The sequence below is a fragment of the Streptomyces sp. NBC_01351 genome, assembly GCF_036237315.1.
Taxonomy (GTDB): Bacteria; Actinomycetota; Actinomycetes; order Streptomycetales; family Streptomycetaceae; genus Streptomyces.
The window spans coordinates 8,182,444-8,206,725 of sequence record NZ_CP108356.1; the positions used below are offsets into that span (position 1 = coordinate 8,182,444).

The 24,282-nt window shown below is 69.0% G+C and carries 19 protein-coding genes and 6 pseudogenes; 16 read left to right on the plus strand and 9 right to left on the minus strand.

The window, feature by feature from the left end; all coding sequences use genetic code 11:
• The first annotated feature begins 51 nt into the window (after window positions 1-51).
• A complete protein-coding gene (locus tag OG625_RS41510; RefSeq protein WP_443067842.1) occupies window positions 52-558 on the plus strand; it encodes a hypothetical protein in 507 nt (168 codons plus the stop codon).
• Window positions 559-766: 208 nt separating this feature from the next.
• Here the strand turns inward: OG625_RS41510 and OG625_RS37615 are convergent, their stop codons facing one another.
• Window positions 767-943, minus strand: a complete 177-nt coding sequence (locus OG625_RS37615; RefSeq protein WP_329389938.1) for a hypothetical protein — start codon at window positions 941-943, stop codon at window positions 767-769.
• A 382-nt stretch (window positions 944-1,325) separates the two neighbouring features.
• Here OG625_RS37615 and OG625_RS37625 point away from each other — a divergent pair, with 382 nt between their 5' ends.
• Complete coding sequence (locus OG625_RS37625) at window positions 1,326-6,731, plus strand: CHAT domain-containing protein (protein ID WP_329389940.1); 5,406 nt, start codon at window positions 1,326-1,328, stop codon at window positions 6,729-6,731.
• A gap of 27 nt (window positions 6,732-6,758) precedes the next feature.
• Here the strand turns inward: OG625_RS37625 and OG625_RS37630 are convergent, their stop codons facing one another.
• Both OG625_RS37630 and OG625_RS37635 read right to left on the minus strand, forming a co-directional pair.
• Window positions 6,759-7,031 carry a hypothetical protein gene (locus tag OG625_RS37630; protein ID WP_329389942.1) on the minus strand — a complete coding sequence of 91 codons (273 nt, stop codon included), beginning with the start codon at window positions 7,029-7,031 and terminating at the stop codon, window positions 6,759-6,761.
• A complete protein-coding gene (locus OG625_RS37635) occupies window positions 7,031-8,953 on the minus strand; it encodes a CHAT domain-containing protein (protein ID WP_329389944.1) in 1,923 nt (640 codons plus the stop codon). The genes OG625_RS37630 and OG625_RS37635 overlap by 1 nt, the downstream gene beginning before the upstream one ends.
• A gap of 373 nt (window positions 8,954-9,326) precedes the next feature.
• On the opposite strand from OG625_RS37635, the pseudogene OG625_RS37640 reads away from it, so the two are divergent.
• From OG625_RS37640 to OG625_RS37650, 3 genes and pseudogenes are all read left to right on the plus strand, one after another.
• Window positions 9,327-9,509, plus strand: a pseudogene (locus OG625_RS37640) (NF041680 family putative transposase); the annotation flags it as partial.
• A gap of 296 nt (window positions 9,510-9,805) precedes the next feature.
• A pseudogene (locus OG625_RS41515) lies at window positions 9,806-10,101 on the plus strand (ISL3 family transposase); the annotation flags it as partial.
• A gap of 517 nt (window positions 10,102-10,618) precedes the next feature.
• Entirely contained in the window at window positions 10,619-10,996 is a 378-nt protein-coding gene (locus OG625_RS37650; protein WP_329389946.1) for a VOC family protein, read from the plus strand.
• 22 nt (window positions 10,997-11,018) lie between these two features.
• Here the strand turns inward: OG625_RS37650 and OG625_RS37655 are convergent, their stop codons facing one another.
• The gene (locus OG625_RS37655) at window positions 11,019-11,492 is read right to left on the minus strand and encodes a nuclear transport factor 2 family protein (protein ID WP_329389948.1); all 474 of its coding nucleotides are present in this window, start codon (window positions 11,490-11,492) and stop codon (window positions 11,019-11,021) included.
• Window positions 11,493-11,521: 29 nt separating this feature from the next.
• Here OG625_RS37655 and OG625_RS37660 point away from each other — a divergent pair, with 29 nt between their 5' ends.
• The 3 genes from OG625_RS37660 to OG625_RS37670 all read left to right on the plus strand — a co-directional run bounded on the left by OG625_RS37660 (window position 11,522) and on the right by OG625_RS37670 (window position 14,390).
• Window positions 11,522-13,549 carry an RHS repeat-associated core domain-containing protein gene (locus tag OG625_RS37660; protein ID WP_329389950.1) on the plus strand — a complete coding sequence of 676 codons (2,028 nt, stop codon included), beginning with the start codon at window positions 11,522-11,524 and terminating at the stop codon, window positions 13,547-13,549.
• 3 nt (window positions 13,550-13,552) lie between these two features.
• Complete coding sequence (locus OG625_RS37665) at window positions 13,553-13,885, plus strand: hypothetical protein (protein WP_329389952.1); 333 nt, start codon at window positions 13,553-13,555, stop codon at window positions 13,883-13,885.
• Window positions 13,886-14,165: 280 nt separating this feature from the next.
• Complete coding sequence (locus OG625_RS37670) at window positions 14,166-14,390, plus strand: GNAT family N-acetyltransferase (RefSeq protein WP_329389954.1); 225 nt, start codon at window positions 14,166-14,168, stop codon at window positions 14,388-14,390.
• Between the two features lie 19 nt (window positions 14,391-14,409).
• Here OG625_RS37670 and OG625_RS37675 read toward each other — a convergent pair whose 3' ends face one another.
• On the minus strand, window positions 14,410-15,321 hold the full coding sequence (locus OG625_RS37675; protein WP_329389956.1) for a hypothetical protein: 912 nt from the start codon (window positions 15,319-15,321) through the stop codon (window positions 14,410-14,412).
• Between the two features lie 274 nt (window positions 15,322-15,595).
• Here OG625_RS37675 and OG625_RS37680 point away from each other — a divergent pair, with 274 nt between their 5' ends.
• The 3 genes from OG625_RS37680 to OG625_RS37690 all read left to right on the plus strand — a co-directional run bounded on the left by OG625_RS37680 (window position 15,596) and on the right by OG625_RS37690 (window position 18,207).
• Complete coding sequence (locus OG625_RS37680; protein WP_329389958.1) at window positions 15,596-16,756, plus strand: sensor histidine kinase; 1,161 nt, start codon at window positions 15,596-15,598, stop codon at window positions 16,754-16,756.
• Window positions 16,753-17,460: a response regulator transcription factor gene (locus tag OG625_RS37685; protein ID WP_329389959.1), complete on the plus strand. Its 708-nt coding sequence runs from the start codon at window positions 16,753-16,755 to the stop codon at window positions 17,458-17,460. Before OG625_RS37680 ends, OG625_RS37685 begins: the two co-directional genes overlap by 4 nt.
• 159 nt (window positions 17,461-17,619) lie before the next feature.
• A complete protein-coding gene (locus tag OG625_RS37690; protein ID WP_329389961.1) occupies window positions 17,620-18,207 on the plus strand; it encodes a hypothetical protein in 588 nt (195 codons plus the stop codon).
• A 69-nt stretch (window positions 18,208-18,276) separates the two neighbouring features.
• Here OG625_RS37690 and OG625_RS37695 read toward each other — a convergent pair.
• Window positions 18,277-19,208, minus strand: a pseudogene (locus OG625_RS37695) (IS5 family transposase).
• A gap of 318 nt (window positions 19,209-19,526) precedes the next feature.
• Between OG625_RS37695 and OG625_RS37700 the strand changes: the two are divergent.
• Window positions 19,527-20,162, plus strand: coding sequence for a VOC family protein (locus OG625_RS37700; RefSeq protein WP_329389963.1), 636 nt, complete (start codon window positions 19,527-19,529; stop codon window positions 20,160-20,162).
• Between the two features lie 87 nt (window positions 20,163-20,249).
• Window positions 20,250-20,600 (plus strand): annotated as a pseudogene (locus OG625_RS37705) (transposase); the annotation flags it as partial.
• Between the two features lies 1 nt (window position 20,601).
• On the opposite strand, the pseudogene OG625_RS37710 reads toward OG625_RS37705, so the two are convergent.
• Window positions 20,602-20,791: pseudogene (locus OG625_RS37710) on the minus strand (transposase); the annotation flags it as partial.
• Window positions 20,792-20,885: 94 nt separating this feature from the next.
• On the opposite strand from OG625_RS37710, the gene OG625_RS37715 reads away from it, so the two are divergent.
• Entirely contained in the window at window positions 20,886-21,503 is a 618-nt protein-coding gene (locus OG625_RS37715) for a hypothetical protein (protein WP_329389965.1), read from the plus strand.
• Window positions 21,504-21,636: 133 nt separating this feature from the next.
• Window positions 21,637-22,581 (plus strand): DUF5996 family protein, encoded by a 945-nt coding sequence (locus OG625_RS37720; RefSeq protein WP_329389967.1) that lies wholly within the window; start codon window positions 21,637-21,639, stop codon window positions 22,579-22,581.
• A gap of 1 nt (window position 22,582) precedes the next feature.
• Here OG625_RS37720 and OG625_RS37725 read toward each other — a convergent pair.
• Both OG625_RS37725 and OG625_RS37730 read right to left on the minus strand, forming a co-directional pair.
• Window positions 22,583-22,942, minus strand: a pseudogene (locus OG625_RS37725) (UBP-type zinc finger domain-containing protein).
• Between the two features lie 118 nt (window positions 22,943-23,060).
• Window positions 23,061-23,636, minus strand: coding sequence for an NADPH-dependent FMN reductase (locus tag OG625_RS37730; RefSeq protein WP_329389969.1), 576 nt, complete (start codon window positions 23,634-23,636; stop codon window positions 23,061-23,063).
• Between the two features lie 118 nt (window positions 23,637-23,754).
• On the opposite strand from OG625_RS37730, the gene OG625_RS37735 reads away from it, so the two are divergent.
• On the plus strand, window positions 23,755-24,261 hold the full coding sequence (locus OG625_RS37735; RefSeq protein ID WP_329389971.1) for a MarR family winged helix-turn-helix transcriptional regulator: 507 nt from the start codon (window positions 23,755-23,757) through the stop codon (window positions 24,259-24,261).
• Window positions 24,262-24,282 lie beyond the last annotated feature (21 nt).

Consider the following 24,282-nt stretch of genomic DNA (forward strand, 5'->3'; position numbering starts at 1 on the left):
GTGGCCTGCCGTCGAGGGATTGGCCGTCGATGGGGTGGAAGTCGGCCGCGCGTGCACAGCACGTACATGCGGCGGCCGGCCGATCGTCCGCTGGGCGGCCGACGGATGCTGCTGCGTCTGAAGATTCGCCGGTTCTTCTGCGACAACGACCTGTGCTCCCGTCGGACCATGGCGGAGCAGGTGCCGTGCTTGACCACGCCCTACCGGCGCCGCACCCTGGCGGCCGCCCGGATAATGCAGGCGATCGGGCTGGGAATGGGCGGCCGGGCCGGCGCCCCGGCTCGCCGACTACCTGCCGGTGCGGGCAAGCCGAGACGTGATCGTGCGAGAGGTCCGGCCGCTCCCGGACCCGCCGTCCGACCAGGTCACGGTCCTGGGGATCGACGAGTTTGCGTTTCCAGAGGGGCGCCACCTACGGAACCGTGCTCATCGATGTCGAGACCCGGCGGCCCATCGACCTCCTGCCCGACCGGACCGCGGACACCGTGGCCGCCTGGCTCGCCACACACCCTGGCTTCAAGGTCATTTGGACGATTCTCAGGCCATCTCCGGCTCTGAAATCCCCGCCGACAGGATCGGCCTGAACCGTGAGCAGCCGCTGGGCGCGGGACCTGCCGAGGCCCGGAGGGCAAAAGCAGCTCCGGATAACCGTGTTGAGTCCCTGCTGCCTTGCCCGCGCGAGAGAGGCCCGACGCGGCAGTAACGGACCGACGAGCCGTCGGCGGGGGTACACGGCGAGGTCGGGTGCATGCCACCCGGGCGGCGGTCACCAGCTGAATGCGTCCCGGACGAAACGCACGCGTTCCTCCACCGGAGCCAGCGGGAGCGGGACCAGTTCGTATTCGTAGTCGAGGTACGTCGCGACATGGGACTCGTACGTCCGTACCGCTTCCAGCGACCTCGCCTCACGCCGGCTGGCCGGATGGGCGATCGCCGACGACATGGAATCGGGCTCGTCACCGACGCTCTGGCGGCCGCAGAGTGAACCCGTGGCAGTCTCGACGGAGCGATCACGCACACCGATCACGGTTCGCAACATACGAGCAGGACCTTCGCCGAAGCCTGCAGGTCAGCAGGGGTCCGGCAGAGCATGAGCGCGATCGGGTCCAGCGGGACAAGGCCGCCGCCGAGTCGTTCAACGCGGCCATCAAGAGGGAGACGCTCAATGGCCGGAAGGTCTGGTCGAGCGAGCGCGAGGCGCGAATCGACGTCTTCCGCTGGCTGCCAGCCCCGGTCCTGGCTGTCCGGGGTTCCTCGCCGCATGGTCATGGGCAGGATCTCGTGGGTGGCCGGGTGGGGGCTGTTCCTGACCGAGGAGCGGTGTGATGCGGCGGATACTGGCGAAGTTGCTTCTGTGGCACTGGGTGCGCCGGGCCGAGCGGGGGAGCGTCTCGGCCATGTGGCACGTGGCGGAGTTCCATTGTCTGAACGGGCAGCCCACCGACGCCGAAATGTGGTGGCGCCGAGCCGCCGAGGCGGGCAGCAGCGAGGCCGAGACCCGCCTGGGGGCGTTTCTCTACGAGCGGGGCCGCACGGCGGAGGCTGAGACATGCTGGCGTCGCGCGGAAGCGGCGGGGAATGCGAGCGCCCTGAACAATCTGGCGCTGCTCGCCGAAGAGGCGGGTGACCATGCCAAGGCCGAACGCCTTCTGCGGCAGGCGGCGGAGGCGGGGAGCCCGGCGGCGCGGGCCCTTCTCGGCGCGTCGTCCGCACAGCGCGGTGATATAGAGGATGCCGAGAGGTGGTGGCGCCGCTCGGCGGAGGACGGTGACAGCGCCGCGATGCTCCGCCTCGCCGCGATGGCGATCAGCCGCGGCGACGCAGCGACGGGGCACTGGTGGGCGGATCAGGCCATCTCCGCCGGCGACACCGACGCGCTCCTGTTCAAGGGTCTTGCCTGCCGGGACGGCGGTGATGACGAAGGGGCTCGCGTCTGGCTGGCCAGAGCCGCTCGCGCGGGCAACCCGGGTGCGATGGTGCACCACGCAGCCGAGCTGATCCGGCGAGGCAGGCGGGCGAGAGCACGGCGGTGGCTTCGGCGGGCCGTCGGCCTGGGGGTGCCTCAGGCGATGAACGATCTCGGCTCCCTGCTTCACCAGCAGGGCGCCGGTCCGCAGGCGGAGCGCCTCTGGGAGGCAGCCGCTGCCGCCGGGAACCCCGACGGCATGTTCAACTTCGCATGCGTGCTGTACCAGCGTGGCCAGGAGCCGGAAGCGCAGCAGCTGTGGAGCAAGGCCGCGGAGGCGGGCATCGTCCCGGCCATGAACAACCTGGCTGCGGTACTGGCGCAAGGCGGCGCCCCCGAAGAGGCGGCCACCTGGTGGCGGCGGGCCGCTGAAGCGGGCAGCCGGACAGCCGCGGACAACCTGGCGACAATGCTCAGTCGGCTCCAAGGGGAGTGGCTGGACGAGCCCGGGTCGGCCCGGTTGCTCGACCAGCTACTCGCGTGCTCCGACGAGATGGCCATGGACGCAGTTCTGGCCGGCGCCCCCAGGGTATCGCCTGGGACCGTCTCCTCCTGGTGCCGTGATGTCCTGGCCTGTGAGGACCCCGAACGGCGTGCCGGCCTCCTGCTGGCCGTCGAACGAACAGTGTTGTACGCCCACGGTGACGAGGCGCAGGCCCAGTGCCTGCTGAGGCTGGGCCGGCAGCTGGCCGAGCAGGAGCTGTTCCGGGACGCCATAGGAGTGTTGGAGCGCGCTTCGGTGGTGTTCGCCCGAGTCGGCGACGTGGGCAGGCAGGCGTACTGTCTGTCGCGGATCGGCCTCGACCACGAGGACCTGGGCGAATTTCAGGAAGCCGTGACTGTCTTCGAACGCGCGGCGACGCTCTTTCACTCCGTCGGTGATGTACGCGGGGAGGTTCTCCAACGGGGCAGCATCGGCATCGTCCATGGTCGCACCGGTCATCCCGACCAGGCGCTGGCGATGTTCGACACAGCGGTCACACTGGCCAGGAACGGCGGGCTGGCCGAGGAGGAGGCGTCGTACCTCCAATGGGCCGGGGGGACCTATATGAGGCAACAGCGCCATGCCGAAGCCGCCGCTGCCTTCGAGCGGGCCCTCGCAATCCACCGCCGCCTCGGCGACCATGCGGCGATCGCATCAGTGCTGATGGAACTCGCCCGCTCTGAGCAAGCGCAAGGGCATGTCCGGCGGGCGGTCGAACAGCTGGGCGCTGCTCATGGGGCGTACGCCGCCTGCGAGGACTGGGCCGCGGCGTTGGCGGTGGCCGCCGAGTGGGCTGCCGTCTGCCGCGAGAACGGGCGCGATGAGCAAGCGGCTGCCGCCGATCGGCAGCTGATCGACGCCGCGAACCGTCTCGGCGGCCAGGAGGCCGCACTGGCGCTCTTCGCCGCAGGGCGGCGGCGGCGCGAGGACGGGCACCACGATGCCGCGATCGCGGTACTCGACCGCGCCAGGGAGATGTTCACAGCCGAAGGCGACGAGAGCGGGGCAGGTACCGCCCTGCACGAGATGGGTCTCACGCACCTGGCGGCCGACGTCTACGGTGATGCCCTCGCGCGGTTCGAGGCAGCGGCCGCCGCGCAGACGGATCCGGCACAGTACGCCGCGGCCCGATGGATGGCGGGGAGGTGCCTCCTGGCGCTCGGGCGTGCCGACGAGGCTACCCGCGTCCTGGAGGAGCTGGCCGACTCGGTGACCGGCGGGACCGCCGGGGCCGGCGTGGGCGCCATGCTCGAGTTGGCGCGGCACAGCCGGCGCACGGGCGACCCAGCCTCCGCGTCCGCATGGCTGGCCAGGGCGGGCGAGGCGGCTGAGGACGGCGACGCCGTCCCCGAACCGATGCTCGCCCTCGTCGCGATTGAGATGTCCGAACTCACGGAGGACGGAGACGACGACGGGGAGCGCCGGGTCCGGCTGCTCTCGGAGGCTCGCGACCTGTTCCTCCGCGTGGGCCAGGAGCGCATGGCATGGTCGGTCACCGTCCGGCTCGGGTTCGCACTGGCCGATCTCGGTGACACTCAGGCGGCGGTGCAGTGTCTGCGCGCCGCGACGGACGCCATGGCACGGCACCTACCGGAGGACGGGATGACCGGCACGGTCGAAGACACGGTGCAGTTGAGCTTCGTCGCCGAACCCACCGACGAGCGGGCGCTCCACACCGACCTGCTCATCAAACTTGGGCAGCAGCACGTACTTCTCGGCGACGACGACCGCGCCACCACGGTTCTCCGCGAGGGCCTGCGGCGGGCACAGGACGCGGGAGACGTGAGGAGGCAGGCTCAGCTGCTCGCCTTGCTCACCACACTCGAGAGCGAGGAAAGCGACCTCCCGCGCGCCCTGGCCTCCGCGCGGGAGACCCTCCGCCTCGCCGAGGCCGCCGACGATCGTCTCATGATGGTGGCAGCTCTCATCCAGACCAGCGAGTTGCACAGGCGTGCCGGGGAACCGGACCAGGCGCTCGCGGACGCACACCGAGGACTCGGCACCTTACAGAGTGCCCCGATGTCTGTGGGGCGGCCCCAACTGCTCCGTGTCCTGTGCCTGGCGGAGCGGGCCGTCGGAGACCTCCGCGGTGCGCTGGCACACGCGACCGAGGCCCTGGCGATCGTCCGGGAGGAGGGCGGCGCGGAGGCCTCCCTGCTCGGGGCAGCGGGCCTGATCTGTGCCGACATGGGACGGTGGCCGGAAGCGCTGCGCCACCACAACGCGGCTGCCGATGTCGCCCGAGCGGCCGGCGACAAGGTGCTGGAGGCCCAGGCCATCGGCAACCGAGGCAACGTGTACTACCAGCTGGGGGACCTGGACCAGGCGTACGCCGATCAGCGCCGCGCCCTGGCCCTGCTCGACGAACTCGGCGCCGGGAGCCGCAGGGCCGGACCGCTGGCCGATCTCGCGCTCGTCCTGTGGGCGCGAGGGGAAGTGGACGAGGCGCAGGCGTTGTTCGAGGAGTCGCTGCGGCTGGACGTCGCCATCGGCGAGCGCCGCGGCGTCGCTGTCACGCTCGCGAATCTGGGCAATCTTGCGATCGGAGAACCCGAATCCGCCCGGAGGTTGTACGAGCAGGCACTCGCTCTCTGCCGTGACGTCGGCTATGTGAAGGGCGAGGCCATGCAGCTGTGCAATCTCGGCGGCACGTCCATGATGCTGTCACGGTTCGACAGGGCGCACTCCGAGCTGTCGGAGGCAATCCGCCTCCTGGCCGACGGCGAACCGGCAGTGCGCGCACTGGCCCACTACAACAGGAGCGCGGCGGCCGAGGCGATGGGTGACGCACACAGCGCCCTGGAGGACGCCGTGGCCGCCAGCGACCTGGCCGAGTCGGTGCGCCGCGAGTTGATGACTCCGTCCCACCGGGACACGTTCGCCGCGTGGCTAGGGCTCGAGGTCCACGACAGAGCCATCGGACTTGCCGCTCGCGCCGGCCTCGCGTCACTGGTCTGGACACTGATGGAGAGGGCGAAATCACGGTCGTTGGTGGAGCTGTTGGGATGGGGGGACCTGCCCCGTCCGGCGGGGGTCGTGCAGTCATTGCTCGACCGGGAACGCTCTCTGCTCGATGAGGCCAGGTGCCTCACGGACGCACTGCGCACCGCCGTCGACGGGCCGCCCCGTCGTCGCGCCGAGGGCCGCCTGGCGGACGTCGAGGAGCAACTCGGCTCGCTCTGGGAGGAGATGTCCGGCCAGGCACCGGAGTACGTCGCGCTGCGCCGTGGTGAACCACTCGACGAGGTCGCCATGAGTACGGCGATGACAGCCACACCGGCCGCGACGACCGGGTTGATCGAGTTCTACACCCTGCCCCGAGAGATCGTCGTGATCGTCATGCGCAGCGGTTGGAGCGAGCCACGCTGTTACCGGGTGGCGGCCGACGCGGCCGCCTACCTGCCCGGCCTCAGGGCGGAGATCGACACATGGGTGGGACGTGGCGGGGAGAGCACTCCTTCCGGACCCGACTGGCGAGATCTCGCCGAGCCGCTTCTCGGACCAGCCGTCGCGGCCCTCGGTGAGTACGTGGAGCTGCTCCACCTCGTACCGCACGGCCCCTTGCACCAGTTGCCGTTGCACGCACTCACGGTCGACGGACGGGTGCTCATGGAGCGGTATCCGGTGGCGTTCGCGCCGAGCGCCAGTGTGCTGGGCCGGCTCCGCGCCCTGGGCGTGCCCGAGACCGGTGCGTCACTGGTTCTCGGATATTCGGCGGACGGGCGCGATCGGGAGGTGCTGGAGGGGGAGGCCGACGATGTCGCCGAGGTCCTGGGGGTGCGGGCCTTGAAGGGTGAGCAGGCCGTCGGTACGGCCCTGCGGAACCACGCGGAGGGTGCCGAGGTGCTGCACCTGTCCTGCCACGGCTGGTTCGACCCGGTCGATCCTCTGCGCTCCGGCGTGCTTCTCGCCGATGGGGCGCTGAGCGCGCGGGACATCATGACGATGCGGCTGGGCGCGGGGCTCGCGGTGTTCAGCGCTTGCGACACCGGGGTGAGCCATCACCGCCACGGCGACGAACTGGTGGGGCTCGCCACCGCGTTGGCGAGTGCGGGCGTGCGGTCCTCCCTGCTCAGTCTGTGGGAGGTCGATGCGGAGGCGACGCGAACCATGATGCGGCTGTTCTACCGCCATGTGACCGCGTCGCCCCGCCCGACGGCCGCCGCTGCTCTCCGGAAGGCGATGCTGGACCTCAGGGCGACCCCTGGGTACGAACACCCCTACTTCTGGGCCGGTTTCATACTGACGGGCAGCGGCGGCCCGGTAGGGGCGGACGAGTAGTCGCGGCCGGGTAGTGGCGGCTGGGATTCAGTCGCCCATCCACCCGCCGGTCCGTTCGGTGCCGCCGAGCCGAAGCCCGGCCAGGAGGTAGGCGAAGAAACCCACGGCGAGCCCGATGGAGTAGGCGGCGAAGAGGTCGGGGTCGGGGTAGAGCGCGGTGACGACCCCGCCGCCGACGACGCCGAGCACGGCGGCCAGGTCGGAGAGGGCGGCGGCGCGCTCCTTGCGCCTGAGCGTGCGGTACGTGATCCAGCCGATCACCAGCCCAAAGCAACCGGCGCCTGCCAACTCGAAGACCATCACGTTCTCTCCTCTGCCGTCGCCGTGGTGCCCAGCCGGAGCGCCGCCGAGCAGTAGGCCGTGTAGGCGAGGCCCAGCAGATTGCCCTTGCGGAGCAGACGTATGCGTGTCGCGTGCAGTGCCTCACCCACAGTGACACCCTCATGGAGGCGCCGCCAGAACTCTTCCCCGAATTCGGCGGCCAGCGCCTGGTGTACGACCGTTTCCGTGCCGATCACCCCCGCCGCGTACACGTCGGCGAACGCGTCCACGAAGCCGACCAGCGATTCCGGGCCGATCTCCACGGTCTCGCATCCGTTGATGAACACCAGGGGCGAGGTGTGTGTCCAGTGGCCGACGGGCCACACGCCTTCGGCGAGCGCCTGCACATCCACCGGGGTCAGGCGTTCACCCCGCCCGAGTTCCAGGTGGAGGTCGGTGTGGGGCGGGCGTCTTCGGCCGTGGCAGTAGAAGTAGACGAACTGCACGTCCGGCCGCGCCAGTTCGGCCACCATCCGCTCGCGGGAGTCGCACGCGTCGACCGGGAACACCGCCTTCAGTGCTTCGACGTGCCGCGCCGTCACCGTGCCGTCGAGATCGAGGCTGTACCCCATCACCATCCGCGGGCCGTCGGAACCCGCCGCGATCACCACGGGCAGCGTGCGAGCCGAGGGCATGGAGGGAGGCTGCTCGATGCTGTGGCGGTAGCCCCAGAAGCCGAACGGGCACACCGTGTTCATCCGGTGCCCGGACTCGTGCGGGCACCGGTTCACGACGTGGTCGGGCGCCTGCCGGTTGCCAAGCCACTCCTCCACCACAGGGCAGATCGTGTGTGCCTCCGGCCGCCCGTCCTCCAACGGAATGTCGTACACCGCGGCCCACGGGAACACCAGGTTGCTCGATCCGGCACGCGCGACCTGAAGGGTGGCGGGTTCACGCAGCAGCCGCTCACGCAGCAGCCGCCGTCGCTCAGGCTGTCCCGACAGGAGCAGCGTCCACAGTCGGCGTCCCAGCGGCGCCAGACGGAGCAGATCCCGAGCGAAGTCGTGCACGCTCTTGCCGTTGCCCGGGTCCAGCCGACTGCGCAGTCGCGGCCTGCTGCCCAGCCTTCCTCCGTACTGCTCCACGTGGATGTCGCGTAATGCCTCACGGACGGCCTTCGACGCACCACTCATCTGGTCCTCGGTGAGACTGAAGACGAACGGTTCACCGATGTCCCCGTCCACCACGACCATATGGCTTCCACGCTCGGCCGGCCGCGTCATCACATTGACGCTTCTCGGGGGGAGCCGGCCGATCCCTCGCAGGCCCCCTGACAGACTGAAATCGATCTCGGCACGGCATCCGGAACCGAAGGACTCCTCGGTGTCGATGCGCGCGATCACCCGTTGCGACTGCATCAGGTTCCGGCTCGAGTACACCCCCAGCCACAGCCACGCCAGCCCCGGAGCAGCCGGCGCCACGACCGGGACGTACAAGTACGCCGCACGCTCCTCCCGTGCGCACATGTGGCCGATGCCGGGGGCGCAGGCACACGCCCAGCTCGGCCCCCGGGACGGCAGGAAGAACCGATGGGCGACGCCCGGTACGTGGAAATCATCACTGACGACCAGCACTGACAGCCAAGTGCCGCTCTCCGTAGGTGGCAGCTGGTCGTCTGGGAAAGGCTCGGGATGGTCGAGGATGCTGTCCGGCGAAAGGCTGCCGATGTCCACCCTGAGTGCGTAGCGTTCAGCGGAGCCGAGATTCGTCTGGCGGCTGAGTGGCGGCCCGGCCGGCTCCCGGACGAAGCACGTGTTTACATGCCGGAAGGGGACCCCGTCGATGCTCCGCTCCTCCGCGGGCAGCCACTTCGTCGTACGGCCGGGGGATCCGTCGAGCTCCGAGAGTAATTCCCTCAAACGCCGCTGCGCCTTCGGGTGCTGCACCAGCAGGGCATCCACGAGCGCCGCTGCCTGGACCTCGCTCAGCGGCCCCGTCTCGATCTCCTGGAGCCGAGCGGTCAGGGCTTCTGCGAGCGCGGGCGCCGCAGCGGGGCCGACCAGCCAGGGAAGTTCCCGCAGAAGGGAACGGACAGCCGCCGACAGAACACTCCGATGCATTTCCGTTCCCGTCCAGCCGCGTCGCCAGTTCCTCAGGTGAACCTGAGGTTAGTGCGGCAAGGCCCCTTCGCACCACGGCGGATTCCAGGCTTGATCTTTAACCTCGTCCGTCATCCGACCTGCTGAGATCTACCGTTTCCGGGGGCAGGCGACGCGCCAGCCCTCCACGCTTCGAGATGTCGAGTAACGAAGTGCCGAGGAACGGCCGCTGAGGATGAGTTTCCCTGCCGACGTTCCCGCCGGCGGGGCGTTGGGTGTCCTGTCCCGCTTTCGTGTTGAGTTCTACGAGTGCCCGTACGCCCGTGCGGATGCGCTCTTCGAGCTCACCGACGCGGTGCTGTGCACGGACGGGCCGGTCAGGACGCTCGTCGAGCTCACGCTGACTGCCGAGCACCGGCCGCTCGAAGAAGCCCGCCAGCCGCAGCAATTCCGCCTCCCGTGCCCGCTTCCGTTCCCGCGCCCGCCGAGTTGGTAGCCGGCGAGGCCGACGAGTCGCCCGCCGAGGAACGCGCACACCGTGCGATCGGCGTTCAGGTGGGCTGCGATGAAGGGCACCGTCTTCTCCGGAGGGTTCAGCGCGGGGCCGAGTTTACGGCCGAACGCGTTCCAATACAGCTCGGCCGCCCGCCGCTGGCGATGCTCGCGGCAACGCAGGGCGACCCGGCTTCCGCACCATCGGAACCGGTCACCGTGCCGCCCGAGCGGGTCCTCGCCAGGCTTGTCCGGGAGTTCGCCGCACTGCCGACCCACGCTCCCGACAACGACGCCGCACTCACAAAGCGGATCACCGAAGTGAGCGCCGCAAACCCGCCCTACCTGCACGCCTTCGCCAACGGCCTCGAACTCGACCGCGCGGCCGTGAACGCCGGCCTCACCACCCCGCACCACAACGGTCGTGCACCGAAGGCGTCAACACACGCACCAAGAGAATCATGAGACACGGCCGAGCCGGGTTCGCCCTTCTCCGCCACCGCATCCTCCTCCGGTGATCACCACGGAGCGCAGCCACCGATTACGGGACAGAGCCAATTGAACGGTGTAACTCCTGATCGAGGACGATGCATCGATGAGGAGCACGTATGTCCGAGGCCGTTCTTCCCGCTGGGAAGAACGGGAGTTCCAGGACCTGATCGACCGGACGCGTCTGCCCCGACACCGGCAGCCGGCGCCCAGTAGCCGTTCGTGGCACCGGCTCACGCCACGGCCTCATTTCATGCGGGAGCCCAAGGCGGCTCAGGCGTTACAGACGTGCCCGTGCGGCGGGCTCGCACCACCAACACCAACGAGCGCAATTCGTCTCCTGGCTTTGCTGCGGGGACTCTGGTCCGCCGCTCTACATTGAGGCGCCGGAACTGGGTGTCGGCACGAACGTCAGCGGTGCGAGCGACACGCGGGACCGCCGTCCGCTGCCTCCGCCGGCCAGTACGGCAGCCTGGTAGGCGAGCACCGTTCACTACGAGCCGATCCGCTCGCAGCGGTCTCGGCTCCCGGCCCGAGGAGCACGGCATGGCGATCGAAGGGGTATCCCCCTACCTGCGGTACGAGGATGCGGACGCGGCTCTCGACTGGATGGAGCGGGTCCTCGGCTTTACCGGTGCGATCCGCTGGCGCGACGATTCAGGGCGGACGTTCGAGGCTGACATCCATGCGGGTGTGACGAAGATCGGGGTCAGCGGCGGCGGGGTGAGCGACCAGGGGAAGAACGCCCTGTTCATCGTGCATGTGGACGACGTGGATGCGCATTTCGAGCTGGTCCGGGCCGCATCCGGAATGGAGCTGGACGCTCCGGTGGATCAGCCGTACGGGCCGCGGACCTTCACGATCACCGATCCCTGGGGGTATCAGTGGAGTTTCTGGCAGGGCGAGGCCACACCACCCGAGTGATGGCCGGTGCGCCGCTCCGGTTTCACTGAGCGGTCGTCGTCGACGACGTGTCCGCCGCGTCCGGCGTCGCCGCTGTGATGTGGCTCAGGAGGCACAGCCAGCGGCCGTCCCGCCTCACGAACACGTCCGAGGTCCATTCGTCGGCGTCGAACCGTTGACCCCCGTAATGGGCGGTGTTGGTGACCCGCACGCTGAAGACCGCGGTGTCGCCGTGCACCCGGACCCGCGGCGTGCTGACGAGGTCCATCGCAGAGTGGGTCAGCCGGCCGGAGGCGACGAACGCGAGAAAGTCGTCCTTGGAGGCGATGCCGGACTCCGAGACGATGGCCCAGTCGTCGGTCATGAAGCTCGCGATCCGCGCCGCGTCGTTGGAGACGATCGCCGCGGCCCAGGCCTCCGCGACGGTGGTGAGGGCCGCGTGGACCGCGTCGTCGATCCCGTCTTCTCTGGCTTCGTCCGCCGGGCCCGTCGGGTCTGCACTGTGGTTCTCGGCCATGACTCGATGCTAGGCCCTGTCCGGGCCCGATGGCCTGGGGAGCAGCGAACTGCTCCTCGGCGGGCGGTGTGCGAGGACCGCGCGGCAACACCACGCGGCAGACCCACACGCACTTCGACCTACCCGCCACCCGCACCGAACCGGACGGCACGCGGTACGCCTTCACCTACGACACCGAGCTACGGCTGAAGCAGGTCACCAATCCCCAGGGTCTGACCTGGAGCTATGACTACGATGCCGCCGGCCGCCTGATGTCCGAGACGGATTTCAACGGCCGAACCCTCGGTTATGGCTACGATCCGGCTGGACGGCTGGCCTCCCGCACCAACGGGGCGGGCGAGACGCTCCGCTTCACCCGAGACGCCCTCGGCCGGGCCACGGTCCGGCGCACCGACGACGGCACCGAGACGGTGCACGCCTACGATGCCGCGGGCCGCCTGGTCATGGCAGCCAACCCGGACGTCGAGATCCACCGGACGTACGACGTCCTCGGGCGACTCGTCAGCGAGTCGGCCGACGGCGCTACCAGCACCTACACCCACGACGCTCGGGGCCGCCGTACCTCGCGCCGTACGCCCGCCGGCGCACTGTCCGAATGGACCTACGACGCCGAAGGCCGACCCGTGGCCCTCAGGACCGGCGGCAACCAGCTGGACTTCCGGTACAACGCGGTGGGACGCGAGATCTCCCGCACCTTCGGCGACGACATCACCCTCACCCAAACCTGGGACGCAGTCGACCGCCTCACGACTCAGTCGCTCACCGGACACCCAGACGCCGGCGGCGCCGGCCAGACCCTCCTCCAGCACCGCGCGTACGCCTATCGGGCGGACGACCAGGTCACCGAGATACGCGAGCTGACCAACGGGACCCGGCGCTTCGACCTCGATCCCATCGGCCGGGTCACGGCCGTCCACGCGTACGGCTGGACCGAGCGGTACGCCTACGACAACCTCGGCAACCTCGCGCACACCACCGTGCCCGACCATCCCTCCAACGGCGACCACGAGCTCAGCGGAACCCTCATCCGACGGGTCGGCCGGACGGTCTACGAGCACGACGGCCAGGGGCGGCTCGTCCGCCGCGTCCGCAAACTGCTGAGTGGGCAGCGACGCACGTGGACCTTCACCTGGAACGCGGAAGACCGTCTCACCGACGCGACCACACCGGACGGCGACCACTGGCGGTACACCTATGATCCGCTCGGCCGGCGCACCGCCAAGGCGCGCCTCGACCCCGACGGCGCGGTCGTGGAACGTACCGCCTTCACGTGGGACGGCACCCGCGTGGTCGAGCAGGCCACCTTGGACGGTCATACCACCACCTGGGACTACGCACCGGGCACGCACCGTCCCCTGGCGCAGGCCGACCACCACACCCAGCAGGAGTACGACACCCGCTTCCACGCGATCGTCACGGACCTCGTCGGCACCCCTATGGAGCTGGTGACACCCGACGGCAGCATCAGCTGGCAATTCCGTACCACGGTATGGGGCGCAGACCTTCCGACGCCGTCGGACGCGACGTCGGTCGTCTGCCCGCTTCGCTTTCCGGGCCAGTACCGCGACCAGGAAACGGGCCTCGACTACAACTGCTTCCGTTACTACGATCCCGAGTTCGCCGGCTACGCCTCACCTGACCCACTCGGTTTGAGCGCCGCGCCCAACCATCACACCTTCGTGCCCAACCCCTTCGTCTGGTTGGACCCGCTGGGACTGAAGTGCCTCGACCCTGATGACCAGGTCCGGCATGATTCCGCACGCGGGACCGCCGTCGACAGCGACGGCAATATGAGGGGAGTGGAGGACAACCCCGGCGTCAGGATGGTCGACGAGGTGGAGATGGAGAGGATCCGCTTGGACCTGCACGCCAAACTCGGCGATCCCGACGTCAGGGAAACGCCGAAGGGCACCATCGAGACATGGAAGTTGTCGGACGACCCGAAGGCGAGCGTGACCTATCGCTCGTTCAGTAGATCCGGCGGAGCGACCATCGACTACAACGACGTGGACGGCCTTGACATGAAGCGATTCCACATTCCGCAGCATGGGAACTGAGACATGGTGAATCAGGAGGCGTACCGCCGAGAGCTGGAATATCTGAGCCAGTACGCACACGACGACTGGGTCGGCTTCTCCGTCGTCAGCGGAGCCGTGGGGAGCTTGCTCGGCCGGGGCGCCTCGTTCGAGGAACAGCTGGGGTTGCTCCTGCGGATCGTCGGCGATCTGTATGACGCCGGGGCGCGACCGGGGGACCTGACGGAATCGGAACGGGATCCCTTCTTGCCGTGGAAATCGGACAAGGCCGGGGCCTTGGCGCGCATCGCGGCGGAGGTCGATGCCCAATCCCGGTTGCCCGACTCCGGTGACATCTGCTGGTTCACTGTGCCGTGATGCCCGTCGCGGCGTTCCACGGCGCGAGATTCGAACGGGAGCCCGCCTGCTCGTCGCGTGCCGTCTGCCCGCCGGGGCCCACGATGCGACCGCCGTCCAGACGCGGACGGTGTCGGCAGCGGTGACCTTCATACCGATGGCGTAGTCGAAGGCAAGGACAGGTCCGTACGGGGTGGGCTCGGGGCAGGCCCAGAGATTCTCCATGCGCTCGTCGTTGCAGAAGTTCTCGGAACCAGGCTACAAAGCCGGGCTGTCAGAGCCTCGCCCTAGGCTGCGCCGTATGAGCGTGGAGAACATGCCGAAGAAGAAGCCGCGGCTGCGGCGGCAGTTCACGCTGGACTTCAAGGCGGAGATCGCTGCTCTGTGCCGGCGGCTGGGGAGCGCCGTGGACCACATCGGGCTGCACGTCCGCGCGGACAACGCCACCGCCATCGGCCTCTACCGCAGGCTAGGCTTCACCGACATCACGGACTTCACCGAGGCCACCCACGCGGCACTGGCGTAGGCGCCCGCCGACCGGCGGATCAGGCATGCCGCGTACGCCGCGTGGTGAGGGCGAGGCCGAGGGTGGTGACGGCGAGGGTCAGTAGCGTCACCGCGGTGAGGGCGATCAGCGTCTGCCGATCCGGGTGCGCCACGGACTGGCCGCGTCGCGCCTGCCAGGTGAGTACGGCGAACAACCCCGTGTACCAGCACGCGAACGCGCCGACGAGCAGGGTCCTGACCCCGTCGTCGAGCCGCCGGCGGAAGAGGGTCCCGTACAGGTGCATCACGGCGATGAGCAGCAGTAGGAGGTGGATGGCGTGCATGCTGACGAGGTGGGGTACGCGGAGGTCTCCGCCGGTCAGGCTCCAGCCGGTGATCGGCATCCCCCGCCCGTCGGGATCGCCGATCCCGTGAGCGCCGCTCAGCACGACCGGGTTCCCGGCCGCGTCCGGGACCGTACGGGGCTCACTGGAGAGGGTGCTGAGCCAGCCCGCCACGGCCATGCCGGCGGCAGCGAGCGCGAGCCCCGCGCCCAGGGCGACGGTGAGTGCCCGGTCGGTGCCGGACTGGAACAGCACCAGCGTCGCGATGACCAGGGTGGCCACGAGGAGCGGCATGACGCCGATAGAGAAGGCCGCGGCGACGTTCCGGGCGACGGCGTCGGTGTTCTCGTTGAAGTGGCTGTAGGTGCCGTGGGCGGCGGCGTAGACGACGGCGCAGACGTCGATCACCCCGGCCACCGCGATGACGCTGCCGGTCCACCAGCCCAGCCGCCTCCCCTTGTTAAGCCTGCTCAGGAGCCAGGCGAGCGTGACTCCATAGATGCCGAAGGCCACGCCGAACTTCATCGGTTTGAACCAGAGCGATTCACCCAGGAGTTGACGGTCGTCGAGCAGCGCGGCGACGGCGCAGAGCAGCGAAATCGCACACATCAGCGCGGAGTTCAGCATGAGTGGGCGATGCCATCGCGACACTGCCGGTGAGCGGCTCACGGGTCCTCCAGGAGTGGGTGCGGTTCGTGCTCGCCACGCTAGGAAGGGAGCCGCCTCGGCCGCGTCCCCTGCCGGGGGCACCCGGCGGACCCCGGGAGGGGTGGCTGTCCGGGGGCCGCGTACCCCATAGGGACGATGCGCACCCCGCGGTCCCCGGCTAACGTGCGGGCAACAGGGCAAAGGGGGACAGCCGGCTTCCGGAGTCCGCCCCGGCTGGAAGGACCTGGCAGCGATGCGCCGACCCGCGAACCAGCTGAGCACGTGGTGGCCGCCCCGTACGTGGCGGATGCCGACGGGCGGGCTGCTGCTCGCCCGCCCCGTCGCCGCGGACGTCGTACTCGCCGCGGCCTTCTTCGCCGTCATGCTCGTCGAACAATTGGGGCCGGCCGCAGGGGCGGACACAGGCACGACGCGCGCCGTCATGTTCGCCGCGGCGGTCGCCGGACCGCTGGCCTGCCGCAGGACCGCGCCGCTGGCCTCGTACCTGGTGGGTACCGCGGCCCTGTCCGTCGAAGCGCTGTGGGGTCTGGAGAACCCGCTCTCCCCGTACGCGAACCTGATCGGCCTGTACTCCCTCGGCCTGTACGCGAGCCGCACCCGGGCCTGGACCGGTCCGTTCGCCGCGTTCCTCGGCATGATCGCCTACTTCACCGGACAGCAGGAACGCGACTTCTGGTCCGTGGTGCCGGCCGGGGTGCTCTTCCTGTGGCTCCTCGTCTGGGCCATCGGCTTCGGCGCCGCGCGGCGCCTGGAGGAACGCGACGCGACCCAGCTCCGGCTTCGCGAGGAGGTGATCGCGGGGGAGCGCGCCCGGATGGCGCGTGAGCTGCACGACCTCGTCGGCCATACCGTCAATGTGATGCTGATTCAGGCCGGCGCCACCCGGCGACTGCTCAGCCGCGACCCGGAGCGCGCCCGCGAGGTGCTCGGCCAACTGGAAGACTCCGGGCGCGAGGCGCTGGAGGAACTCGACCGGGTCCTGGGCCTGTTGCGCCGCACCGCGCCGGCCGGATCCCAGCCGAAGCTCGGCGACCTGAGCCGTCTCACGGATCGGATGGCGCAGGCCGGGATCAGCGTGGCGGCACAGGTGGATCCGGGCCGGGACGAACTCCCCAGCAGCATCGACATGTCGGCGTACCGGATCGTGCAGGAGGCGCTCACCAACACGGTCAAACACGCCCGCGCCGGATCCGCCGACGTGACCGTCCGCCGGGTGGGGGACCGCCTCGACATCGAGGTCAGCGACGACGGCCAAGGCGCAGGCAACGGCTACGAGCCCGGACGAGGTCTGCTCGGCATCGCCGAACGCGTTTCGATCCTGGGCGGCAGGCTCGAACACGGGCAGGGCGAGCAGGGCGGGTTCCGCCTGCACGTCTCGCTCCCGGTTCGATGACCTGGCACGCCGACGGAGCGGCCAACCACGATCGCCGGATCAAGATCGTGGTGGCCGACGACGACGCCCTGCTCCAGGCCGGCCTCGAACTGATCCTCGGGACCGAGGACGGCCTGGAGGTGGCCGGGCGGGCAGCGGACGGCATCCAGGCCGTCCGCCTGTGCCACGAACTCGTCCCCGACGTCGTCCTGATGGACGTACGGATGCCCGGCATCGACGGGGTCGAGGCAACCCGGCGGATCGTGGCCGCCGGTCTGGCGACCCGGGTGCTGGTCCTGACGACGTTCCACCACGATGAATACGTATGGAGTGCGATCCGGGCCGGCGCGAGCGGTTTCCTCCTCAAACGCGCCTCCCCCGAACGCCTCATCGACGCCGTACGGACCGTCGCGGCCAGTCAGGCCGTGCTGGATCCGGCCGTCACCCGCGACATCCTGACCCGGCTCGCCGCCCAGCCCGCACCCACGCGCTCAGGGGGCCTGCGGGCACCGGCCGACGCCCGCCTGGAGCGACTCACCGCCCGTGAACGCGAAGTGCTGCGGCAGGTCGCTCACGGCCTGTCCAACACGGAAATCGCCGAGCTGCTTTCCCTCGCAGAATCCACCGTCAAGACCCACGTGAAGCGGATCCTGGCCAAGCTCGACGCCCGCGACCGAGCCCAAGCGGTGGCGATCTCGTACCAGAGCGGCCTGATGCCGACATGAGGGCCCACACCGCGCGCACTCCCGTCCGATGCGATTCTCGGGTTCGGGACAGTGGTTTGAGAGACCGCGAGTCTTGGTGGGTTGGTGCTGGTCAGTGGCTGTGTTTTGGGCTGTGGGGCCTGTCTTGGGTGTGAGAGATCGTGTCGCTGAGGGGGAGAGGTGGACGGCATCTGTGTCCCTCGGCGGGGCATTCGGGGCCACTGCGACACGTGGATCGGGAACGGGGTCCCCGCTGCGGAGATCGACCGGGCCGTGGCCTTCCAGGACCGCTGGGGCGGCCTCGCCCTGCCACCGGCCCCGGCGTACGAAGGCGGCCCCCGCATCCTGGACGCCGACTGTCCCGAGGGCTCGGCCGCGGAGGGCTGGCGGTTCCCGGCCGGGAGCTGCCGGGTGTCCATGGCCTACCGATTCATGATCGGCCCCGACGGCGCGTTCGGGATCGATGCATACTGCTGGACACCGCTGCACGCCAGCACGGACGGATGGGTCGAATCGTTGGCGCTGGCCGCCCATGTGGGACGCTGGGCCAAGACCGTCACGAAGATCACCTGCAAAGCGGTCGAGTCTCTGGACCTCGCCGGCTACGAGCCGGTACCTGAAGTGCAGGGCCTGACTGATGGCTGGTGGCGGGGTAGGGACTCGCTGATCGCCCTCTACCGCGGCGAAGCCATCGGTCTCTACGCCCCTCAGTGTCTCGAAGGCCACGTCTACGGCAGCCTCGACGAGTGGGGCCTCCACGGCGGCTGACCGTCCGCCGACGCCGCCGGATCTGAGCACGTAGTTGGCCCCTGAGTGCTCTAGGCACTGTTTCTTGGATCATGTGCGGAGCCAGATGATGAGGGCTGCGAGGGTGACGGTGCCGAGGTAGATGTAGGCGCGTTTCTCGTATCGGGTGGCGACGGCGCGGAAACCCTTGAGCCGGTTGATGGCTCGTTCGACGGTGTTGCGTTTTTTGTATCGCTCGCTGTCGAAGCCGGTGGGCCGGCCGCCTCGAGACCCGCGGTTCTTGCGGTGTCTTTGCTGGTCGAGACGTTCGGGGATGGTGTGCCGGATTCCGCGTCGTCGCAGGTAGCGGCGGTTCTTCCGCGATGTGTAGGCCTTGTCCGCCAGGACGTAGTCCGGTCGAGTGCGGGGCCGGCCGACTCCGGTACGGGGTACGGAGACCTGCTCCATCACCCGCTCGAACTGGGGCCCGTCACCGTAGTGCCCCGGTGTCAGGACGAGGGCGAGAGGCCGGCATCGCCCGTCCGCGGCGAGGTGGATCTTGGTGGTGAATCCGCCGCGGGAGCGTCCCAGACACTCGCCGATCTGACCACTTCCCCGAGTCGGATCACCAGTTTCCGCAACACCGGATCGACCTGGTTCGTCCCCCGAACGTTCCCCTTTTGAGGATCGGCGGCCGCCGGTGTCTTCCTCGCGCCGGCGGCGTGCTGGTGGGCCCGCACTGCTGTCGAGTCCACCGACACGTCCCAGTCGATCCGGCCCGCGGCGTCCTCGGCCGCCTGGATCCGAGACAACAACATCGTCCACGTTCCATCAGCTGACCAGCGGCGATGACGTTTATAGACCGTCTCCCACGGCCCGAACCGCTCCGGCAGATCCCTCCACTGCACGCCCGTCCGGACCCGGTAGAGCACCCCGTTGATCACCCGGCGGTGATCACTCCACCGGCCCCCACGGGCACCGCCAGGAGGCAAGAACGACTCCAGCCGGTCCCACTCTGCGTTCGTCAGATCCCCACGCCCCATACGGACAGCCTGACCCCAACACCCCACTCCCGTCAGGAGATCCGAGAAACAGTGCCTAGAGCCTGTCTCTTGGAAGTGCGGTGCGCATGGTGCTGCATGCCGGATCGAAATCCTGTGGCAGCAGCGCTCGCCCCGCAGTGGCTGATCGAGCGGGTCGTGTGCCTCGACGAGGCGGCAGCGCTGCTGCCTGGCTCGACCGGGCCTCCCATGCCGGGATGACGATGATCGATCCGCTCCACGGTGAATCCACGGCGGACGCGGCTGGGGCGGCGGGCGTGGCGTCGGGATTTGTGTGGGTTGTCGGGTGATGATGGCGCAGTGCGACTTGATCACGTGTCCTATGCGGTGGCCCGCGACAGCTTCGTCTCGACAGTCCAGTGGATCGGATCGGCCCTGGGCGCCGGGTTCGTCGACGGGGGCGTGCACCCGCGATTCGGCACCCGCAATTTTATTCTCCCGCTGAGCGGCGGCACCTACGTCGAGGTCGTCACCACACTCGACCACCCCGCCGCCGACCGCGCACCCTTCGGCCAGGCGGTCGCGCGTCGCGCCGCCGAGGGCGGCGGCTGGCTCGGTTGGGTGGTCTCCGTCGACGACATCGCCCCGGTCGAGGCCCGCCTCGGCCGCGCCTCGGCCGAGGGCCACCGTGTCCGCCCCGACGGGTTCGACCTGAGGTGGAAGCAGATCGGCCTGCTCGAACTGCTGGAGGAACCGCAACTGCCCTACTTCCTTCAGTGGTTGGTCCCCATCGAGGAGCGCCCGAGCGCCGACCCGCGCACCTCCAGCACCATCCACGGGGTCTCCATCGCCGGCGACGCCGCCTCCATCGCCGAATTCCTCGGCGAACCGGCCGACCACCCCCTCGACCAGATCGACGTCACCTGGGTCGAGGATGAGGAACCGGGCCTGGTCTCGGTCGAGTTCGCCACCGCCCACGGCCCGGTCACGATCTGACCAGGGCCCGACTGCCCCGCGGGAGCAGCCGGCTGGGGTCTCCTGACCAGCGCGTGTCTCTTTGATGGGTTGGTCAGTTGATCGGATGTGTCTGCCCGATTAGTGATCACCGATGCGATGTGGGGCCGGATCGAGCCGCTGCTGCCGGCCGATCCGGTCCGTGGACGCCGGTGGGCTGATCACCGCCGAACACTCGAGGCCATCGTGTGAAAGTACCGCACCCACTCGCCCTGGCGGGACCTGCCCGACGAGCTCGGCCCGTTCCAGACCGCCCACAAACGGCTGATCAGATGGGCCGTCGACGAAACCTGGCAGAACATCCTGACCGCCGCACCGGCGGCCGCGGACGCCGATGACGACATCGGCTGGACCGACTCGGTCGACTTCACCGTCGTCCGCGCCCACCAGCATTCCGCCGGAGCACGGCGATGGGCGGCCTGCCACGACGCCCCGAACATGGGTGGGAGCTGCCGCCATGTGCAGCCAGAGGTGGCAACGAACAGAATCGCGGCCAGAATTCCGCGGTCGCCAGCCCTCCGGCGTCCACCGCCTTGCGGACGCACCGGCACTTCGGGCATCACTCGGAGGAAAAGCTCCCACAACCAGTCTGGCACCAGCTGCCGCACCATCTCCCTGCCATGACAACGAGGACCCCGGCCAACCGTCGACAGGAGGATGCTCGAAGCTGGCACGAACGATTCCCGGCAAGCATCTTCGAGGGGCATGACCGCCATGACCGACTACCTGCAGGCCGTCTTCGCCATGCTCGGCCCCGGAGAGGAACGCTACGCCGACCCCGCCGCCTGGCTCAGCCTGGAGGAAGAACTCGGCAGGACCTTTCCGACGGACTACAAACAGATCGTCGACGCCTACGCACCAGTGCAGATCAACGGACACCTCACCCTGTCCCACCCCGCGTCAGGCTGGTGGAACCTGGGCGAGGAGATCCGCTCGGCATCAGAAGTCTGGGCCGACAGCAAATGGGAGTCCTACATCACTGGGCCAGACGACGATCCCCGCGTCTTCTGCCAACTCCCTCAGCTCAGCTTCGGAACCACCGAAGGCCTCATACCCATCGCCGCCACCGATCAAGGAGCCGCAGTCTTCGGAGCCCTTCGGGTCCACGGGTTCCCCGACGGTGTGGTGGTACAAGGGTCGGAGGGCGACTGGGTCGGACACCCCATGACCTTCGCCGAGTGGCTGTACCGCCACCTCATCGGCGAGGAGATGGTCGGCTGGGACAGCACAACCTTCTACCCCGGCCCCGTGCGGCTGGAGTACCCACCCACAGGACCAGGCCAACCCACTCGCGAGGCATACGGCCCAGACCGCGGCATGTGACTTCCGCACCAACCGGGACGACCTCTTATGCCGTCCTGGCCACCCTGGGTTGCTCCGCACCAGAGTGGCTCCAGGGCGAAGTGCTGTCCGGGTCGGGGAGGGTCATCATGGAAGTGCCCGGAAGGGGAGTGGGATGGAGCTGTTCCCGGCGGTACCGCTCGCCGAGTGGCGGGACACCAAGGAGACGCTGCACCGCTTCGCGCAGATCGTCGGCAAGATCCGGCTCGCCTCGAGTGTCCGGCGCAACCACTGGTGGAACGTACCGTTCCACCTCACCGGGCGCGGCTTGACCAGCCGTCCGATGGGCCAGGTCGACGGGAATCCGGTCTTCACGATCGACTTCGACTTCGTCGACCACCGGCTGGTGGTCGCGATGCTGGACGGCCGGACGGTTTCGTTCCCGCTGTTCGGCCAATCCGTGGCGTCCTTTCACGACGAGCTCCTGGCCACGCTGGCCGCGCTGGACGTCCGGGTGGAGATCGATGTTCCCCGGCCTTACCGACTGCCCGATGCCACCCGGCCGTTCGCCAAGGACACCGAGCACGCGGCCTATGATCCCGTGCAGGCCAATCGGTACTGGCGGGTGCTGAGTCAAGTGGCACTCGTCCTTGAAGAGTTCTCGGCCGGATTCTCCGGGAAGGCCAGCCCGGTGCACCAGTTCTGGCACAGCCTCGACCTTGCGTACACCAGGTTCTCCGGGCGGGAGGCCGATCAGGCGCCGCACATCGATCCGGTGACCAGGGAGGCGTACTCGCGGGAGCTGATCAGCTTCGGATTCTGGCTCGGTGACGACACTCTCGGCGAGCCGGCCTTCTACGCGTACGCCGCCCCCGAGCCTGCGGCGCTGGCCGCCGAGCCGCTCGTGCCGGCGTCGGCACGCTGGGTCGCGCTCGGTGGCAGCCACCTGGCTGTGCTGCCGTACGACGGGGCCCGTGCCCAGAGTGATCCTCGTGCCGCAGTCCTCGCCTTCTACGAGGGCTTTTACCAGGCCGCAGCCGCCCACGCCGACTGGGACGTCGCCGGCTTCGCCTGCCCTGGCGGGATCACCGATCCGCAGCTGCGGGCCCCGGGCGCGTGATTCAGTGTAGGTGCCGCTGCCAGTCTGCGGGGACCTTGCCGCGCGGGCCCGGGGTCGGTTGGGAGGCCGGGTGGGAGATGGGCGGGTGCAGTTGAACGCCCTCGTAGTACTGCTCGGTCTCGATGTTCCACAATCAGCTCTCGCCGGGTTCGCAGCTGGCCAGGGAGGGGTGTCCGGCCGCGCGGGCGTGCTCGGTGTCGTGCTGCGAGGGAGAGGAGTCGCAGCATCCTATGTGCCCGCACGCGGCGCAGCGCCGCAGGTGGAGCCACCAGCCCGGTCCGTCGCCGGCCAGGCACTCCACGCAACCGTCTCCGGTCGGGACCTGCGTCGTGTCGATTCCCGGGATCTGTTCGTATCCCATGGCAGAGCCTCTCGGGTGAGGCTTCGGGTGCCGTTTGCGGCGACCCGCCTTCTTGGACGGTGGACGGGCCTCGATCCTCTTGGACATCAGAGGGTGAGCGACCGTCGGCCACCGCTCGTCACCCGGCGAGGGCCGAGGCGCTGCGCAGCGGTGCGAGCGCGGTGCTCCAGGCGATGACCTGGTCGAGCATCGTGTTGAGCGCGGGCAGGTTGTAGTCGCCGGGCTTGAAAACGTTGTAGTTCTCGAATTCGGTGATCAGCGACAGCGCGACCTGCTGGCGCACGTCCGCCATCTGGAGTTCGGCGGCGACCTGGCGCAGGTGTTCGGCGGCCCGAACGCCTCCGACCCCGCCGTAGGACACGAAGCCGACCGCCTTGTTGTTCCACTCGGCATAGAGGTAGTCGATGGCGTTCTTCAGCACGGCGGGGATGCCGTGGTTGTACTCCGGTGTCACGATGACGAACCCGTCGAACGATGCGATCTTGGCTGCCCACTGCCTCGTGTGCTCGTGCTGGTAGCGGCCGAGGGACGGCGGCAGTGGCTCGTCGAGGTGCGGCAGCGGGTGGTCGCGCAGGTCAATGAGCTCGAACTCGGCGTCGGCGCGGCGCGAGGCGATGTCGAGCACCCACTTCGCGACCTGTTCGCCGTTGCGGTTGGGGCGGGTGCTGCCGAGGATGATGCCGATCTTGGTCATGACGTGCCTTGCCTTCTCCTTTGCGGCGCTCCACACCGGGGGAAGGTGTGAGACGTACCAGATCATCTGACGATCCGATGATCTGTCCAACATAGGGTTGGCTGGTATCATTCCCGTCATGAACAGCCAGACGCCGACCACGGCGGCAGCCGAGTGTGTCGATCTCGCGGGGGACTTCGGCTTCTCACTGCTTGTGCTGGCCCACACCTATCGGACCGTCGTCGCTTCGGCGCTCGAGGACGTTCCGCAGGGCGCCCGCGGCTACCAGACGCTCGCCGCCGTGGTTCAAGGTGACCAGCCAAATCAGCTCGCCCTGGCCACCTACCTGCGGATCGACCGCACCGTGATGACCTATCTGATCGACGACCTCGTTGCAGCGGGCCTGGTCGAGCGCCTGATCGACCCCGCCGATCGACGCCAGCGCAAGATCGTCGCCACCGCCCAGGGCATCAATACCCTCCGAGATCTGCAGCGCCAGGTACGAGAGGCCGAGGACAGGCTCCTCGATGCGCTCGACGAGGGCGAGCGCCAGACATTCCGCAGCATGCTCGGTCGGATCGCCCACGGCGTCCGAGATGTCGAATCGACCGGCGAGCCGTGCGACATCGCAGATCCCGGTTGCTAGTGCTCTGGCCGCATGGGTTCA

Bases quoted from the DNA above. Each gene is read 5' to 3' on its own strand.
- OG625_RS37730 (WP_329389969.1), bottom strand. From the start codon at position 23,636: ATGACCAAGATCGGCATCATCCTCGGCAGCACCCGCCCCAACCGCAAC.
- OG625_RS37715 (WP_329389965.1), top strand. From the start codon at position 20,886: ATGACCGCCATGACCGACTACCTGCAGGCCGTCTTCGCCATGCTCGGC.
- OG625_RS37670 (WP_329389954.1), top strand. From the start codon at position 14,166: ATGAGCGTGGAGAACATGCCGAAGAAGAAGCCGCGGCTGCGGCGGCAG.
- OG625_RS37655 (WP_329389948.1), bottom strand. From the start codon at position 11,492: ATGGCCGAGAACCACAGTGCAGACCCGACGGGCCCGGCGGACGAAGCC.
- OG625_RS37660 (WP_329389950.1), top strand. From the start codon at position 11,522: ATGGCCTGGGGAGCAGCGAACTGCTCCTCGGCGGGCGGTGTGCGAGGA.
- OG625_RS37665 (WP_329389952.1), top strand. From the start codon at position 13,553: ATGGTGAATCAGGAGGCGTACCGCCGAGAGCTGGAATATCTGAGCCAG.
- OG625_RS37685 (WP_329389959.1), top strand. From the start codon at position 16,753: ATGACCTGGCACGCCGACGGAGCGGCCAACCACGATCGCCGGATCAAG.
- OG625_RS37630 (WP_329389942.1), bottom strand. From the start codon at position 7,031: ATGGTCTTCGAGTTGGCAGGCGCCGGTTGCTTTGGGCTGGTGATCGGC.
- OG625_RS37675 (WP_329389956.1), bottom strand. From the start codon at position 15,321: ATGCTGAACTCCGCGCTGATGTGTGCGATTTCGCTGCTCTGCGCCGTC.
- OG625_RS37680 (WP_329389958.1), top strand. From the start codon at position 15,596: ATGCGCCGACCCGCGAACCAGCTGAGCACGTGGTGGCCGCCCCGTACG.
- OG625_RS37735 (WP_329389971.1), top strand. From the start codon at position 23,755: ATGAACAGCCAGACGCCGACCACGGCGGCAGCCGAGTGTGTCGATCTC.
- OG625_RS37650 (WP_329389946.1), top strand. From the start codon at position 10,619: ATGGCGATCGAAGGGGTATCCCCCTACCTGCGGTACGAGGATGCGGAC.
- OG625_RS37625 (WP_329389940.1), top strand. From the start codon at position 1,326: ATGCGGCGGATACTGGCGAAGTTGCTTCTGTGGCACTGGGTGCGCCGG.
- OG625_RS37720 (WP_329389967.1), top strand. From the start codon at position 21,637: ATGGAGCTGTTCCCGGCGGTACCGCTCGCCGAGTGGCGGGACACCAAG.
- OG625_RS37615 (WP_329389938.1), bottom strand. From the start codon at position 943: ATGTCGTCGGCGATCGCCCATCCGGCCAGCCGGCGTGAGGCGAGGTCG.